Raw genomic sequence first — 14,620 nt, 5'->3', positions numbered from 1 at the left:
GTCCTACCAGTTCGGACGTCATAGCCTGGCCTTATGAGCGATCTTCGGGCCAGGCCGCCTGCGCAGCGACGGCGCGGACGAGCGCCGTCGCTGCCCATTCGGTTATTGACCGCGTTTCCTCGGCGTCGACGCCCCAGATATCCTTCAGCACCACCAATGCCTCGATGCCGAACAGCAGCGACAAAGCCTTGGCGAGCCGGTCGAAAGCCGCCTCGGGCACCTGCCCGCGCAGCGGCGCGATGGCGTCGCGCAGCAGATCGATACGGTGGCCGCGCGTGAAGGGCGGCTCAGGTCCGAACGTTCCGGCCTGCCGGGCGGCCCATTGATCGAGCGAGAGCTTCAGCGCGGCCCGGAAGGTCGCCTCGAAGGCATCTATGCGCGGCATGGCGCTGCCGAACAGGTCGCGTGTCCGCTTCTCGGCGTCGAACGAATCCGAGCGCCATTCGAGTATGGGGCCGAGGGCCTCATCGACGACCGCATGGACCAGCGCGGCCTGGGTGGGAAAATAGCGATAGGCTGTTGCGCGCGACACTTGCGCGGCCTCCGCCACCTCGGTGACGGAGGGGATGGCCCCACCCTGCATCAACCGCGTCGCCGTCTCCAGCATCAACCGCCGCGTCCTGGCGCGCGGCCCACGCTCGACGGCATCGGCGAGACCCTGTTCTTGACGTGAGACATCCATGTCAATACGATACTATCGTCTCATTTCGATTGCAACATCTGCGCACCGGCATTCGAGACGCGAACGTGGACGGGCAGGAGGGCGGGGACCTCATGAAGCGCATCTATGTCGTCGGCACGGCCGACACGAAGGGCGAGGAACTGGCCTTCCTGTCGGATGCCATCGTCGCGGCGGGCGGCCATGTCATGCGCGTGGACGTCGGCACCCGGCCACCGGCAGCCGATGTCGACATCCCCGCATCGGAAGTCGCCGCCTGCCATCCGGACGGCGCCGACGCTGCGCTTGGTGCGGATGATCGCGGCGACGCCGTCGCGGCGATGACCATCGCATTCTCACGCTTCATCTCGGCGCGGGAGGATATCGCAGGCGTGATCGGCATCGGCGGCGGCGGCGGCACGTCGATCATCACCGCCGGCATGCGCGGCCTGCCGCTCGGCCTGCCGAAGGTGATGGTCTCGACGCTCGCTTCCGGCAACGTCGCGCCCTTCGTCGACGTTTCCGACATCGTCATGGTGCCTTCGGTGACCGACATGGCCGGGCTCAACCGGCTCTCCCGCGTCATCCTCCACAATGCGGCGCAGATGATTTCGGGCATGGCCCTGCGCCCTGCCCCGCGTGCCGAAGGCAAGCCGGCATTGGGCCTCACCATGTTCGGCGTGACGACGCCCTGCGTCACGGCGATCGTCGCGACGCTGCGCGAACGTTATGACTGCCTGGTCTTCCATGCCACCGGCACGGGCGGACGCGCCATGGAGAAACTTGCCGACAGCGGTCTGCTTCAGGGGATCATCGACATCACGACCACCGAAGTCTGCGACCTCTTGCTGGGCGGTGTGCTGCCGGCGACCGAGGACCGCTTCGGTGCCGTCGCCCGCCGTCGGCTTCCTTATGTCGGCTCCGTCGGCGCCCTCGACATGGTGAATTTCTGGGCGCGCTCGACCGTACCGGAACGCTACCGCGACAGGCTCTTCTACCAGCACAATCCGAACGTGACCCTCATGCGCACGACCGCTGAGGAATGCCGTGTCATCGGCGCCTGGATCGGACGGAAGCTGAACGCCTGCGACGGACCGGTGCGCTTTCTCCTCCCGGAGAAGGGCGTGTCGGCCCTCGATATCGAAGGCGGAGCCTTCTTCGATCCCGATGCGGACGCCGCCCTCTTCGCCGCGATCGAGGAAACGGTCGTCCACACCGGCGACCGCCGCGTCCTTCGCTTGCCGCTCCACATCAACGATCCCGCCTTCGCGGCCGCCGCCGCAGAGGCCTTCCGCGCCATTTCAGGAGAATGAGACCCCGATGCCGGCAATCCCACGCAAGAAGATCCTCGAGAAGTTTCGCAAGATGATCGCCGACGGCGTGCCGATCGTCGGGGGCGGCGCCGGCACCGGCCTTTCCGCCAAGGCCGAGGAGGCAGGAGGCATCGACCTTATCATCATCTACAATTCCGGCCGCTACCGTATGGCGGGTCGCGGCTCGGCGGCGGGCCTGCTCGCCTACGGCAACGCCAACGAGATCGTGAAGGAGATGGCGGTCGAAGTGCTACCGGTGGTGAAGAAGACGCCGGTCCTGGCAGGCGTCAACGGCACCGATCCTTTCATGCTGATGCCGCGCTTCCTCGCCGAATTGAAGGACATGGGCTTCTCCGGGGTCCAGAACTTCCCGACCATCGGCCTTTTCGACGGCAACATGCGGGTGAGTTTCGAGGAGACCGGCATGGGTTTCGGCCTCGAAGTCGACATGATCGCGGCAGCCCACGATCTGGACCTCTTGACCACGCCCTATGTCTTCAATCCCGACGAAGCCAGGGCGATGACCAAGGCCGGCGCGGACATCGTCGTGGCGCATATGGGCGTCACGACCGGCGGCTCGATCGGCGCCACCAGCGCCAAGTCGCTCGACGATTGCGTGAAGGAGATCGACGCGATCGCCGAGGCCGCGCGTTCGATCCGCAAGGACGTGATCATGCTGTGCCACGGCGGTCCGATCTCGATGCCCGACGACGCGCGTTACATCCTCGAGCGGTCGGAAGGCTTGCACGGTTTCTACGGCGCCTCCAGCATGGAGCGCCTGCCGGCCGAAGCCGCGATCGCCAGACAGACTGCGGATTTCAAGGCAATCGCGCTTGGCGGCGCCGACGCCAAGCCGAAAAGCAAGAAGGGATGAGACGATGAGCGACGCAGACAGGATGTTCCGCTACCCGAAGGAGGTGGACACCTTCGCCTTCGATTGGGGCCGGCTGGCGCTGACGGTCGCGCCCGAAGTCAACGGGGCCGAACGCTTTTCCGGCGGCGTGGTCGATCTCGCCGCAGGCCAGGGCCATTCGCGCCACAACCATCCCGGCGCGGAAGAGATCATCTTCGTGATCTCGGGGACCGGCGAGCAGATGGTCGAGGACGAAGCCGGGAACCCGGTGGTCAGAAAAGTCGGGCCGGGCTGCACGATCTATGTGCCAGAGAGCCGCTACCACTCCACCCTCAACACCGGCGACGGGCCGATGCAGCTATTCGTCGTCTATTCTCCGGCCGGGCCGGAACTGGCCCTGCGCGAGCTTCCCGACTTCCGGCTGGTGCCACCGGCGGGCTGAAGCAGGCTTCCACCGAATGGACGGGCGGCGCCCTACGGCGCCACGATGGGCTGCGCCTTGAGTTGCGGCTCCTCGACGGCGACACCGGCGAACAGGCTGCCCTCCTCGAACCAGCTTCGCGGCGCCGGCGCCCCCCACAGCGTCTGGCGCTGCGGGTCCTTCAGGTCCCACTTGATCGGTTCGTGGTCGGGATCGACGGTGAGATAGTCCGAACAATAGATCTCGATGCGGTGGCCGTCGGGATCGCGCACATAAAGGAAAAAGGCGTTCGAGATGCCGTGCCGGCCCGGCCCGCGCTCGATATTTGCGAGATAGCCCGTCGTCGACATCAGGTCGAGCAGGTCGATGATGTTGAGCGGCGTCGGCACCCAGAAGGCGACATGGTGGAGCCGGGGGCCGCGGCCGTTGGTGAAGGCCATGTCGTGCACGCCGCCCTTGCGGTGCATCCAGGCCGCCCACAGCTTCTTCGTTTCCTCGTCCTCGGTATATTCCGTCACCCGGAAGCCGATCTCGTTGTAGAAGGCGACGGAGGCATCGACGCTGGTCGAATAGCAGTTGAAATGGTCTATCCTGAGCGGCTTGACGCCGCGATAGAGCCTGTATTGCTGGTGGATCGTCGGCAGCCTTTCCATGGCGGCATAGAATTCCAGCGGAATGCCCTGCGGGTCCCGGGTCCGAAGCGTCCGGCCCTGCCATGGCCGTTCGACCCATTCGCCCGGCAGGCCCTTACCTTCGAAGAAGGCCTTGGCCCGATCAAGATCATCCTCGGAAAAGACCTTGAAGCCGAGCACATTGGCGACCGGATCGGCGCCGCGTTTCAGCACGATGCAGTGGTGATTGCGCTCTTCCATCGCCCGCAGGGTGACGACGTCGCCATCCTCATGCGTCACCTGCAGACCGAGCGTATCGGCATAGAACGCCTTGCTCGCCGCAAGGTCGGTGACGGCATATTCCACATGCGACAGTCGCACGATGTTGAACGGCGGATAGAGATTGCATTTCGGCAGCGGCATCGACGTCCTCCCAGTCCGATCCATGTCCCTCGGGGACACTAACGGCTCAGCGTTCCTCGCCCTTGATCCGGATCAAGCCGATCCAGCCCCGTCATCCGCCCAGCCTGGCGATGGCGTGCGGAGCCGTGGCGAAGGCGATGTTCTTGGTTTCCATATAGAAGTCGAAGGACCAGTCGCCGCCGTCCCGGCCGATACCGGAGTTCTTCACGCCGCCGAACGGTGTCGGAAGGTGGCGGACATTCTCCGAATTCACCCAGATCATGCCGGCCTCGAGCTGTTCGGTGAAGCGAAGGGCGCGGGTGACATCGGATGTCCAGAGATAGCCGGTCAGGCCATAGTCGACGTCGTTGGCCAGCGCCAGCGCCTCGGCCTCGTCCTCGAACGGAATGGCGGTGAGCACCGGTCCGAAGATCTCCTCCTGCGCGATGCGCATCGAATTCGTGGCATTGGTGAAAAGCGTCGGCTTCACGTAACAGCCGCCGCCCGGGCCTTGCGCCTTCTCGCCGCCGGTGGCGATCGTGGCGCCTTCCTGCCGGGCGAGGTCGAAATAGGACAGCACTTTCTTTTCGTGCACGGGATGGATCAGCGGGCCGATCGTGGTCTCCGGATCGAGCGGATGGCCGATCCTGATGCGCGCCGCCTTCTCCGCGACTTTCCTGGTGAAGGCCTCGTAGATGTCGGCTTCGACCAGCAGCCGCGACGAGGAGGTGCAGCGCTCGCCGTTCAGCGAATAGATCATGAAGACGGCGGCGTCGGCGGCGCGTTCGAGATCGGCATCTGCGAACACGATGACCGGGTTCTTGCCGCCGAGCTCGAAATGCACGCGTTTCAGCGTGTCGGCGCCCTGCTTCATGATCAGCGAGCCGGTGCGGCTTTCGCCGACGAAACCGATCGCCTTGATGTCAGGGTGCTCCGTCAGCGCCTTGCCCGCGTCCTCGCCGAGCCCGTTGACGAGGTTCCACACACCCTTCGGCAGACCGGCCTCTTCCGCGATCTCGGCAAGCAGGCTGGCCGTCAGCGGCGAAAATTCCGCCGGCTTGTGGACGACGGTGCATCCGGCGGCCAGCGCCGGCGCGATCTTCCAGGTCGACAGCATGAAGGGCGTGTTCCACGGGGTGATGATGCCGACCGGACCGATCGGCACGCGCGTGGTAATGTTGAGCTGGTTCGGGGCCCTGAGCGCCTTGCCGTCGCGGGCTTCCGGCGCGCGATCGGCGAAGAAACGGAAATTCTCCGCGCCGCGCAGCGCGGCCTTCGCCATGAATTTCAACGCCTGGCCGGTGTCCATGCATTCGACGAAGGCGATCTCCTCTGCCCGTGCCTCGATCGCGTTGGCGAGTCTGTGCAGCAGTCTCTTGCGAGCCTCGCCCGGCATCGCCGCCCAGGCCGGAAACGCCGCCTTGGCGGCCTTGGCCGCGCGGTCGATATCGGCCGCCTTGCCATGGGCCACACTGGCGAGCGGCTGGAGGTCGATCGGCGAGATGGTCTCGAAGGTCGTGCCGTCCGCCGCGGGCACGGCTTCGCCGCCGATGCGGTTGAGCACGCCCTCGGCGCGGAACCGCGCCAGCCAGGCCTTGGCCTTGCCGAGGTTTTCGTCGAGCGTCGACATGGTCTTCCCCCTATTTGCCGCGCAGACGCGGATGGATGGCGTTCTTTTTCCAGCTGAAATCCGGATCGATCTCGCGGATCTCGAAGGACAGCGCGAAATGCGGCGTCTCGAAGAGCGGCGCAAGGAAACTCTCGACGGCAGCGAAGACCGCATCGCCCAGCTTCTTTTTCACCTCGATCGCCCGGCCTGCGGCGAGCCGGAGCGACAGGTCGACGAAGCCGTTTTCCGGCAGCCTGTCGGCGATGGCATAGGCCTCGCAGCGCAGTGCGCGAACACGGATCGCGCCGAGCTCGAACACGTCAGCATCGATTGCCGCATCGAGGATCGCATCGCACAGACCCTTGATATCGACCTTGCCGTCGAGATTGGCCGAGTATTCGACGATGAAATGCGGCATGGGCTCCTCCCCGCGGCTTCGCGACATCGCTCGTTTTCGACGTTGCAACCATGTTCTTAACGTGTTAACTAGATCGATGTCAAGCAGCTGTGCATGACATGGAGATCGAGGGAAGCGGAGGAGAGCCATGCTGAAACTGGACAAGGACTTTCTCAAAGGCTCGATCCCGCCATTGGTGACGCCGTTCCGGAACGGCGCGGTCGACTACGACGCCTATGCCGGCCTGGTCGAGTTCCAGCGCCGCGAGGGCTCGCACGGCATCCTCGTCAACGGCACCACGTCGGAGCCGTCGTCGCTGACCGTCGAGGAGCGCAATCGCATCGTCGACGTCGCCGTGGAAGCCGCCGCCGGCAAGACCACGGTCGTGGTTGCCACCGGTTCTCAGAGCTACGCGGAGACCGAGGCTCTAACTAGGCATGCGGCCGGCAAGAAGGGCGTCGATGCGCTGCTGATCGTGACGCCTTATTATTCCCGCCCGCCGCAGCGCGGTCTCGTCGAATACTACCGGCAGCTCAACGCCCTGCACGACAAGCCGTGGATGATCTACCATATTCCGGGGCGCGCGGCGGTGGACGTGAAGGTGGAGACGGCGAAGGAGATCGACAACACCTGTCCGACCTTTGTCGGCATGAAGCATGCATCGCTCGATCTCGCCTATGTGTCGGACCTGTTCGAGGAGATCGACGAGGATCTGCGCGTCTTCGTCGGGCTGGAGGAGCTGTCGTTTCCCATGATGGCGGTCGGCGCCTGCGGGCTGATGAATGCGGTCGGCAATCTGCGTCCGAAACCGCTCGCCGAGATGTGCGAGGCGGTTTGGGCCGGCGACCTGTTCAAGGCGCGCGACCTTCACCGCAAGCTCTTCGAGATCAACAAGGCGGTGTTCTACGACATCAATCCGATACCGATGAAATATATGATGAAGCGGCTGGGCATCATGCCTGAGAACGAGCACCGGCTGCCGCTGGTGCCGGCGACACCGGAGCTCGAAAAGCGGCTCGACGGCGTACTTGCCAGGACGGGACTTGTCTGATGCGGTTGCTGACCTTTCTTGCTTATGGAATGGCCAAGGCGGGTGCGGTGAAGGACGGCGGCATCGTCGACCTTTCCCGGCATTTCGAGGGGCGAAGCGTCAGGCAGATCATCGAGGACGGGCTGCTCGACGATGTCCGCGCCATTGTCGCCACTGCCGCGCCCGACGTGCCGCTTGAAGGGCAGGCCCTCGACCTGCCGATCGCCGATCCCGGCAAGATCTTCTGCGTCGGCGTCAACTACGTGAACCGCAACGAGGAATACAAGGACGGATCGGAAGCGCCGAAATACCCATCACTCTTCATGCGCACTCCGCTTTCCTTCGTGCCGCATGGCGAGGCCATGGTCATCCCTCGCGAATCCGAGCAGCTCGACTATGAGGGCGAGATCGTGCTCGTCATCGGCAAGCCCGGTCGTCGCATTGCCCGGGCCGAAGCGATTGCTCATGTCGCCGGCCTCACCATCATGAACGAAGGATCGGTCCGCGACTGGATCCGGCACGGCAAGTTCAACGTCACCCAGGGCAAGAATTTCGACCGGTCCGGCGGGCTGGGCCCCTGGATCGAAACCGACCTGTCCGGCATCGACGTCTGCGACATGCGGATCGAGACCCGGGTGAACGGCGAGCTCCGCCAGAGCGACACGACTGCGTCCATGGCCTTCTCATTCGCGCGCATCGTCGAATATGTCTCGACCTTCACCACGCTCATGCCGGGAGACCTGATCGCCACCGGCACGCCGACGGGTGCCGGCGCCCGCTTCGACCCGCCGAAATGGCTGAGGCAGGGCGACGTCGTCGAAGTGGAGGTCGAAGGCGTCGGCACGCTGCGCAACACTGTGGCGGCCGAGGCCTGAACCGCACGAACGCCTTGCAGCGCATCGCAATACGGTGAAAGGTGCGCGCCATGGATTCTCGACAGAAGCAGACCCGCCAAGCGCTTCCTGAGGACACGCTGCTGCCGCGCGACACGCGCCGCTCGCTGCCGATCGCGTTGCTGCGCGCGCGCGAGGCAGTGATGGGCCGCTTCCGGCCGATGCTCGCCGCCCATGACGTGACCGAGCAGCAATGGCGCGTGATCCGCGTGCTCGGCGAAACCAGTCCGCTCGACGCGACCGAGGTGGCCGACCGCGCCTGCGTGCTGGCGCCGAGCCTCACCCGCATCATCAAGGCGCTGGAGGATCGCGCGCTGATCACCCGGGAGCGCGATGCCAGCGACGGCCGGCGCGCCTTGCTGGCGATCGCGCCCGCCGGGGTGGCCCTGCTGCGCGAAGTGACGCCGGAGAGCCGCGCCATCTATGCCGATCTCGAGGCCCGCTACGGCGCCAAGCAGATCGAGCGCCTGCTCGACATGCTGGACGAACTGGCCAATATCGCGCCGTAGCCCGCCTGCTCCCCCAAACCGGCAACCGAAATTCAGGACCTTCGAATGACCGAATTTGTCGTCGCTCCGCCCCCTGTTCCTTCCGTAGCGGTTTCGGGATCGGCGGAACGCTTTCCCGTGCGGCGCATCTTCTGCGTCGGCAGGAACTATGCCGCCCACGCCCGCGAGATGGGCAACGACCCCGATCGCGAGCCGCCTTTCTTCTTCGCCAAGCCTGCCGATGCCGTGGTCGACAGCGGTGTCGAGATTCCATATCCGCCGCTGACGGAAAATCTGCATCACGAGATCGAGCTTGTCGTGGCGATCGGCAGGGGCGGCTTCCGAATCTCCCGCGCGTCCGCCTTCGACCATGTCTGGGGTTATGCCGTCGGCATTGACCTCACCCGTCGCGACTTGCAGGACGAAGCCAAGGCGCTGAGGCGTCCATGGGACTGGTCGAAAGGCTTCGATCGTTCCGCGCCATGCGGCCCCCTCACCCGCGCCGCGCAGTGGCGCACGCCGGACAAGGGACGGATCTGGCTGGCGGTCGACGGCGAGACCAGGCAGGATGCCGACCTCGCCGAGCTTATCTGGCCGGTCGAAGACATCGTCGCGATCTGCAGCGAAGGCATGGAGCTTCAGCCAGGCGACCTGATCTTCACCGGCACCCCCGCCGGCGTCGGCGCGATCAAGCCCGGCCAGCGCGCGACCGGCGGTATCGACGGGCTGGAAGGGATAGACATCCGGGTCGGCAGCACACCTTCGTGAGCGTGGTCCGCCAAGTCAGCTACGAGATGGCAACCTTCCGACCCATCATTCTTGTGCGCGAAGCGGGAACCGGCAGCGGTTGGCCCGCCCCGTCCTCCAATCCGCCTGCCGGCACCTTCTTCTCGCGGCTCGGGATACGCCACGTCACGGCAGTACCCCTCATCCGACCTCGCTTCGCGAGGCCACCTTCTCCCACAAGGGCTAGCGTGCGCACACATCTATCTGTGGTTGAAGGCTGCTGGCCAAGGCAAAACCCTCGGCGATGGCGTGGAAGCGTCGGAGGCCACGGGTGAATGTAATGGGGCCCGGGGGCCGTTCGCTGGCATAGCCGGTCCATCCGCCGAGCCGGGCAATGCCCCAGGCGGCCCAGGCGAGGCTGTGTGCGGGGGTGCGGGTTCTTCTGCTTTTCGGTCCTGCCTTCGAGCCTGCGGATCAGCGCCTCGAGGACGGTGATCTCGGCCGGATCGAACAGCCGCGCCGCCTCGAAGGCGGCGCCGGCCGCATCGCGGCCATGGACGAGTTGCATGACCCTTGTGGCGGCGACCAGCGTGGTTGCAGCCAGTCGTTCGAGCGCCTCGCCGTCGGCAAGCAGGCTTTCCTCAACATCGATGGCCTGCGACTTCAGGGTTCGAAACAGCTGTTCGATGGTCCAGCGCCGGCGGTAGAGGTCGACGATGCGGGCGGCATCGGCCAGCGTGGTGACGCTGTGGGTGGTCAGCAGCCGCCAGATCACCGCCTCCTTGGGCGATGGCGGATCGATCTCGCGCACCTCCACGATGTTGAGGCTGAGCGAGCGCGGATCGCGCCGGTCGGCGCCGGTCTTGGGCTGGCGTATGCTGGCCTGGCCAAAGCGGACGGCGAGGGTGACGGTGCGTCCCGGCCGGCCGGGGCGGGCCTCCAGTTCGAAGACGAGACGGCCGGCTTCGGGCTGTTTGGCGATTTCGGCGAACAGGCGGCCGTGCTCGGCAAGCGCCCGATCCTTGGTGGCGCGGATCAGCACATGCGTGCGCGCGTCGGGCAGCCGGGCGAACACTTCGTAGATGTCGCCCTCGCGGTCGGCGATCACCGTGGCAAGCGGCGTCTCGGGCAAGGCCCGGCGCGCCGCCTGGGCGGTGGCGAGCCATTTGTGGCTTTCCTTGTCCTCGATCGGCAGCGCCTGATAGTTCGCCTGCTTGGGCTTGGTGCGCCGCCAGATCGTGGCACCGGCAAGGCCCAGCACGCTGCCGTCGGCGGCATCCACAGCCAGCGCCGGATGCACGAACAGGCCGACATCGGTGCCGTTGCCGACCCGGCCAAGGCCGCGCTTGCGCAAGGCCTTGGCCTGATAGTTGATCTCGCTGGTATCCTCGATGATCAGCACGTGACGCCCGGCCGCCGCTTCGCCGGCTCGGGCCGCCGCGGTGCGCAGGATCTCCAGCGGGCTCACGCGCGGATTGCCAAAGAAGCGCGTGAACGCGATCTTTTCGGCGCGTGTGTCGGCCAACTGACGCAGGCTCGTGCTGATCCGCGTGCATACGCGCTCCAGCACCATGTCCCCCTTTTTTGCAGGCGCAGGTCGCTGAAGTGTCCAAGACGCAACAGTGCCACAGTCGATGTCTCCCGAATCAACAACGGCAGATACAGAATCACAAACGATTCAACGGCTTCAAGCCACGATCACCACAAATCCCTCTTGACAGCACAACGAACCACTTGTGTGCACACGCTAGCCCACAAGGGGAGAAGGGAACGCAGTTGTGTTCGTCAAGTTCAGCAAAACGGGCCATGGTAACGCCCTGCAGTGGCGCCTCGGCCAACCGTCAACGTCGGTGATTTGCAGAGCCGCCGAAGCAAGGCCCCAGCCTTCTCCCCTTGTGGGAGAAGGTGGCCTCGCCCGCAGGGCGAGGTCGGATGAGGGGTATTCCGTAGCCGCAAGCGAGAAAAAACCCATCGCAAGGCCCCGGCCCGGGCGCTCACACAGCCAGCCCCGAAGGGTTACTCTCTCAGAAATGCCTCGATCATCTCCGCCGACTGCTTCGGCTTGGTGACGACGAACAGATGCCCGTCGTCGAGCAGTTCGAGGCGTGAATTCGGGATCATGCCGTGCAGCATCCTGGCATTGATGACCGGCACCAGAGGGTCGTCGGTGCCAGCCAGGATGAGCGTCGGCTGCCGCAGCAGCCACAGGAACGGCAGGCTGGTCCAGCCGCTCATGGCAAAGAGCTGCAGCATATAGCCATATTGGGTGGCGGCTTTCATGGCGGCGGCGTGCCGCGCGATCAGCGTCGGGTCCTTGCGGAAGTCGCCGCCATAGATCTCGGCGGCGATCGAGCGCATATAGCCGGGATCGGTGTAACGGCGCGGGCTCGCCATCTTCATCAGCACCTTCGGCGCGCCGGGTACCATGGTGACGCCGGGCGCGGTCGCGGCCAGGATGAGCTTCCGGCACACGCCAGGATATTGATAGGCGAATTGCTGGGCGAGCCCGCCACCCCAGGAGACACCCGACACGTCGACCTGCTCGTAGCCGAGGATCTCCACCAGTCGCTTGGCCATGCGCGCGAGTGTCGATGGCCGGTACGGCAAGGCCGGCTTGGGCGAGCCGCCGACCCCGGGCACGTCGAAGATGATGCCCGATGTATCGTCGAGGGCGTTCATGAACGGTTCGGCGAGTTCCAGATTGGCGCCGATGCCGTTGAACATCAGAAGCGGCGGGCGATCCGCCGTGCCCTGCCGGATGCCGGTGCGCAGCAATTGCCCATCGACGTCGAAGACCTTGATCTCCATCGGAGCGCTCTCGGCCCTCCTTCGCTTTGCGGATGCTCTCATCTGTCCCCTGCCCCTTTTTGTGCTAATTGTGCTGCCCCTCATCCGCCTGCCCGTCCTCCGCAGCTGCAGCGCAGTTGCTGCGGAGAACGGGCAGGCGGATGACGGGCAGCGCAAAGATTGAGTCAGCTCACGCCTCGAAGATATACGTCCCGGGCGCAGCACCGAGCGGCTTGTGCTTCTTGCTGCCTGGAGTCTTGGGCGCCCCGATCTCGTCGCCCGATCTAGCCTTCAGGAATTCGGCCCAGTCCAGCCACCAGCTCCCCTCATGCTTGGTGGCCCCCGCCGCCCAGGCATCCGCATCCTTCTCCTTGGTGACGCCCTTGACGTACCAGGCCTTCGGATTGCCGGGCGGATTGAGCAGGCTCTGCAGATGTCCGGAATTCGACAGGATGAAAGTGGTCTTGTCGCCATAGATACGAGCCGTCTGGTAGACGGCCTTCCACGGCGTGATGTGGTCGGTCGTGCCGCCGATGACATAGGTCTCGTGCTTGACCTTGCGCATGTCGATCGAGACGCCGTTGATCGACAGCTTGCCGGGGTTCATGAACGGGTTGGTGAAGATCAGGTCGAGGAAATCGCCGTGCAGCCGCGCCGGCAGGCGCGTGGTGTCGGCGTTCCAGAACAGCACGTCGAAGGCCGGCGGCTGGTTGCCGAGCAGATAGTTGTTCACCCAGTAGTTCCAGATCAGGTCGTTCGGGCGCATCCAGGCGAACATCTTGGCCATGTCCTGCCCGTCGAGGATGCCGCGCGCCTTGGACATCTGCTTGGCCGCCATGACGCTTTCGGGCGTGACCAGCGCGGCGAAGTCGTTGTCGGTGGCGGCCATCGTGTCGAGTACGCAGACCGCCAGGATGACCGCATTGACCTTCTTGAGATCCTGCGCGGCAAGCCAGGCGACATAGGTCGACAGCGTGATGCCGCCCGAGCAGGAGCCCATGATGTTGACCGTGTCGGAACCGGTGATCTCGCGCGCCGCGTCGCAGGCCTCGTCGAGTGCCGCAATATAGGTGTCCAACCCCCAGTCGCGTTGCTCCGGCGTCGGATTGCGCCAGGACACGCAATAGGGCTGCAGGCCATTCGCGAGCAGGAACTTGATCATGCTCTTGTCGGGCGAGAGATCGACCGAATAGTATTTGTTGATCTGCGGCGGCACCACCAGCAACGGCCGCTGATAGACCTTCTCCGTCGTCGCCGTATAGTGGACGAGTTCCAGCACCTCGTTGCGGAACACCACCATGCCCGGCGTGTTGGCGAGGTTCTCGCCGACCTTGAATTTGGAGACGTCCACGGACGAGGGCAGGCCGCCGTTCTTCGTCATGTCGTCGAGGAAGTTCCTGAGGCCGTTGAGCGCGCTCTTGCCGCCGCTGTCGACGAAGGCCTTCACTGCCGTCGGATTGAGAAGCGGGTTGTTGGACGGCGCCATGGTGTCGACGAAGATCGATGTCATGAGGCGGGCGCGCGCCGCATCCTTCTCAGGCAGATCCGTCTTCTCGACGAGGTCGGTGACGGCCTTGCCCCAGGCGACATAGGACTGCATCAGCGCCTTGTGGATGCCGCTCGTCTTCCAGGCGGGATCGGCGAAGCGGCGGTCCTTCGGATCCGCGGCGATGTCGGACTGCCCGCCGACGATCTTGCCGAACTCGGTTGCGAAGGACATCCATTGCTGGACGACGAGTTGCGGATGGCTGGCGAGCGCCTTCATCACCGTTCCCGCCGCCGCCACCAGATCCTGACTGCGCACGCCGATCAGCGGATTGAGCGCCAGCGTGTTCTCCGCGGAATTCTCCGCTATGTCGTCGGCGATGGTCCGTCCATCGCTCTTCGGCGCCTTGGCCATTGCAGTCCTCCCTTTCCTGCCGCCGTCCGCTCCAAGACCCGATCAGGACTTTGGCGGAGGCGCGGCGACGAGCATGGCCAGCGTCTCGGCGATCAGCGCCGGCTTTTCCTCGCCCTCGATCTCGACGACGTTGTTGGCTTTCATCAGGAACTGCCCGGGTCCCTTCTCGTCGAAGGAAACCAGCGTCGAACGCATGCGCACCCGCGCGCCGGCCTTGACAGGGGTGAGGAACCGGACCTTGTCGAGTCCGTAGTTGAAGGCGGCCGCCGTGCCCTCCGGCAGCGCGCCGATCTCGTAACTCATCGCGGCGACGAGCGAGAGGGTGAGATAGCCATGCGCGACAGGCGCTCGAAACGGGCTTTCGCGCTTCGCGCGCTCCACGTCGATGTGGATCCACTGCTTGTCGCGTGTCGTCTCGGCGAACTGGTTGATCATCTCCTGGTCGACCGTGATCCAGGAGGAGACGCCAAGTTCCTTGCCGATCATCGTCGGCATGGTCGCGAAAGTCAGTGGCGTGTCGGTCATATGCGAT

Annotated in this window: 15 protein-coding genes; 7 read left to right on the top strand and 8 right to left on the bottom strand. The window is 65.0% G+C overall.

The annotated features are described in order from the left end of the window. Nucleotides 1-31: 31 nt before the first annotated feature. A complete protein-coding gene (locus JN302_RS21165; RefSeq protein ID WP_202328926.1) occupies nucleotides 32-682 on the bottom strand; it encodes a TetR/AcrR family transcriptional regulator in 651 nt (216 codons plus the stop codon). A gap of 92 nt (nucleotides 683-774) precedes the next feature. On the opposite strand from JN302_RS21165, the gene JN302_RS21160 reads away from it, so the two are divergent. The 3 genes from JN302_RS21160 to JN302_RS21150 are packed head-to-tail and all read left to right on the top strand — an operon-like array spanning nucleotide 775 to nucleotide 3,266. After that, nucleotides 775-1,971, top strand: a complete 1,197-nt coding sequence (locus tag JN302_RS21160) for a Tm-1-like ATP-binding domain-containing protein (protein ID WP_202328925.1) — start codon at nucleotides 775-777, stop codon at nucleotides 1,969-1,971. 7 nt (nucleotides 1,972-1,978) lie between these two features. Further along, complete coding sequence (locus tag JN302_RS21155; protein ID WP_202328924.1) at nucleotides 1,979-2,845, top strand: phosphoenolpyruvate hydrolase family protein; 867 nt, start codon at nucleotides 1,979-1,981, stop codon at nucleotides 2,843-2,845. 4 nt (nucleotides 2,846-2,849) lie between these two features. Further along, nucleotides 2,850-3,266, top strand: coding sequence for a cupin domain-containing protein (locus JN302_RS21150; RefSeq protein ID WP_202328923.1), 417 nt, complete (start codon nucleotides 2,850-2,852; stop codon nucleotides 3,264-3,266). Between the two features lie 32 nt (nucleotides 3,267-3,298). Here JN302_RS21150 and hpaD read toward each other — a convergent pair whose 3' ends face one another. The 3 genes from hpaD to JN302_RS21135 all read right to left on the bottom strand — a co-directional run bounded on the left by hpaD (nucleotide 3,299) and on the right by JN302_RS21135 (nucleotide 6,285). Further along, a complete protein-coding gene (hpaD, locus tag JN302_RS21145) occupies nucleotides 3,299-4,279 on the bottom strand; it encodes a 3,4-dihydroxyphenylacetate 2,3-dioxygenase (RefSeq protein ID WP_202328921.1) in 981 nt (326 codons plus the stop codon). Nucleotides 4,280-4,370: 91 nt separating this feature from the next. Continuing rightward, the gene (gene hpaE, locus JN302_RS21140; protein ID WP_202328920.1) at nucleotides 4,371-5,888 is read right to left on the bottom strand and encodes a 5-carboxymethyl-2-hydroxymuconate semialdehyde dehydrogenase; all 1,518 of its coding nucleotides are present in this window, start codon (nucleotides 5,886-5,888) and stop codon (nucleotides 4,371-4,373) included. Nucleotides 5,889-5,898: 10 nt separating this feature from the next. Next, entirely contained in the window at nucleotides 5,899-6,285 is a 387-nt protein-coding gene (locus tag JN302_RS21135; RefSeq protein ID WP_202304751.1) for a 5-carboxymethyl-2-hydroxymuconate Delta-isomerase, read from the bottom strand. Between the two features lie 127 nt (nucleotides 6,286-6,412). Between JN302_RS21135 and dapA the strand changes: the two genes are divergently transcribed. The 4 genes from dapA to JN302_RS21115 are packed head-to-tail and all read left to right on the top strand — an operon-like array spanning nucleotide 6,413 to nucleotide 9,443. Next, the gene (gene dapA, locus JN302_RS21130) at nucleotides 6,413-7,315 is read left to right on the top strand and encodes a 4-hydroxy-tetrahydrodipicolinate synthase (protein ID WP_202328918.1); all 903 of its coding nucleotides are present in this window, start codon (nucleotides 6,413-6,415) and stop codon (nucleotides 7,313-7,315) included. Beyond that, on the top strand, nucleotides 7,312-8,169 hold the full coding sequence (locus tag JN302_RS21125) for a fumarylacetoacetate hydrolase family protein (protein WP_446720764.1): 858 nt from the start codon (nucleotides 7,312-7,314) through the stop codon (nucleotides 8,167-8,169). The genes dapA and JN302_RS21125 overlap by 4 nt, the downstream gene beginning before the upstream one ends. 50 nt (nucleotides 8,170-8,219) lie before the next feature. Beyond that, nucleotides 8,220-8,696: a homoprotocatechuate degradation operon regulator HpaR gene (gene hpaR, locus JN302_RS21120; RefSeq protein ID WP_202304746.1), complete on the top strand. Its 477-nt coding sequence runs from the start codon at nucleotides 8,220-8,222 to the stop codon at nucleotides 8,694-8,696. A 45-nt stretch (nucleotides 8,697-8,741) separates the two neighbouring features. Then, a complete protein-coding gene (locus JN302_RS21115; RefSeq protein WP_202304744.1) occupies nucleotides 8,742-9,443 on the top strand; it encodes a fumarylacetoacetate hydrolase family protein in 702 nt (233 codons plus the stop codon). Between the two features lie 19 nt (nucleotides 9,444-9,462). On the opposite strand, the gene JN302_RS21110 is transcribed toward JN302_RS21115, so the two are convergent. From JN302_RS21110 to JN302_RS21095, 4 genes are all read right to left on the bottom strand, one after another. Next, on the bottom strand, nucleotides 9,463-10,974 hold the full coding sequence (locus JN302_RS21110; protein WP_202328917.1) for an IS4 family transposase: 1,512 nt from the start codon (nucleotides 10,972-10,974) through the stop codon (nucleotides 9,463-9,465). A 443-nt stretch (nucleotides 10,975-11,417) separates the two neighbouring features. After that, complete coding sequence (gene phaZ / locus JN302_RS21105) at nucleotides 11,418-12,209, bottom strand: poly(3-hydroxyalkanoate) depolymerase (protein ID WP_202328916.1); 792 nt, start codon at nucleotides 12,207-12,209, stop codon at nucleotides 11,418-11,420. 169 nt (nucleotides 12,210-12,378) lie between these two features. Next, entirely contained in the window at nucleotides 12,379-14,088 is a 1,710-nt protein-coding gene (locus JN302_RS21100; RefSeq protein ID WP_202328914.1) for an alpha/beta fold hydrolase, read from the bottom strand. A gap of 42 nt (nucleotides 14,089-14,130) precedes the next feature. Further along, entirely contained in the window at nucleotides 14,131-14,613 is a 483-nt protein-coding gene (locus JN302_RS21095; RefSeq protein ID WP_202304734.1) for a MaoC family dehydratase, read from the bottom strand. Nucleotides 14,614-14,620: the final 7 nt, after the last annotated feature.

This window comes from Mesorhizobium sp. L-8-3, assembly GCF_016756615.1.
Lineage (GTDB): Bacteria > Pseudomonadota > Alphaproteobacteria > Rhizobiales > Rhizobiaceae.
The sequence above is the reverse complement of the archived record's forward strand: the minus strand, read 5'-3'. Positions and strand labels throughout refer to the sequence as shown.

What these genes read in the sequence shown, in the direction of transcription:
- JN302_RS21165 (WP_202328926.1), bottom strand. Translation starts at nt 682, where the DNA reads ATGGATGTCTCACGTCAAGAACAGGGTCTCGCCGATGCCGTCGAGCGT.
- JN302_RS21160 (WP_202328925.1), top strand. Translation starts at nt 775, where the DNA reads ATGAAGCGCATCTATGTCGTCGGCACGGCCGACACGAAGGGCGAGGAA.
- JN302_RS21155 (WP_202328924.1), top strand. Translation starts at nt 1,979, where the DNA reads ATGCCGGCAATCCCACGCAAGAAGATCCTCGAGAAGTTTCGCAAGATG.
- JN302_RS21150 (WP_202328923.1), top strand. Translation starts at nt 2,850, where the DNA reads ATGAGCGACGCAGACAGGATGTTCCGCTACCCGAAGGAGGTGGACACC.
- hpaD (WP_202328921.1), bottom strand. Translation starts at nt 4,279, where the DNA reads ATGCCGCTGCCGAAATGCAATCTCTATCCGCCGTTCAACATCGTGCGA.
- hpaE (WP_202328920.1), bottom strand. Translation starts at nt 5,888, where the DNA reads ATGTCGACGCTCGACGAAAACCTCGGCAAGGCCAAGGCCTGGCTGGCG.
- JN302_RS21135 (WP_202304751.1), bottom strand. Translation starts at nt 6,285, where the DNA reads ATGCCGCATTTCATCGTCGAATACTCGGCCAATCTCGACGGCAAGGTC.
- dapA (WP_202328918.1), top strand. Translation starts at nt 6,413, where the DNA reads ATGCTGAAACTGGACAAGGACTTTCTCAAAGGCTCGATCCCGCCATTG.
- hpaR (WP_202304746.1), top strand. Translation starts at nt 8,220, where the DNA reads ATGGATTCTCGACAGAAGCAGACCCGCCAAGCGCTTCCTGAGGACACG.
- JN302_RS21115 (WP_202304744.1), top strand. Translation starts at nt 8,742, where the DNA reads ATGACCGAATTTGTCGTCGCTCCGCCCCCTGTTCCTTCCGTAGCGGTT.
- JN302_RS21110 (WP_202328917.1), bottom strand. Translation starts at nt 10,974, where the DNA reads ATGGTGCTGGAGCGCGTATGCACGCGGATCAGCACGAGCCTGCGTCAG.
- phaZ (WP_202328916.1), bottom strand. Translation starts at nt 12,209, where the DNA reads ATGGAGATCAAGGTCTTCGACGTCGATGGGCAATTGCTGCGCACCGGC.
- JN302_RS21100 (WP_202328914.1), bottom strand. Translation starts at nt 14,088, where the DNA reads ATGGCCAAGGCGCCGAAGAGCGATGGACGGACCATCGCCGACGACATA.
- JN302_RS21095 (WP_202304734.1), bottom strand. Translation starts at nt 14,613, where the DNA reads ATGACCGACACGCCACTGACTTTCGCGACCATGCCGACGATGATCGGC.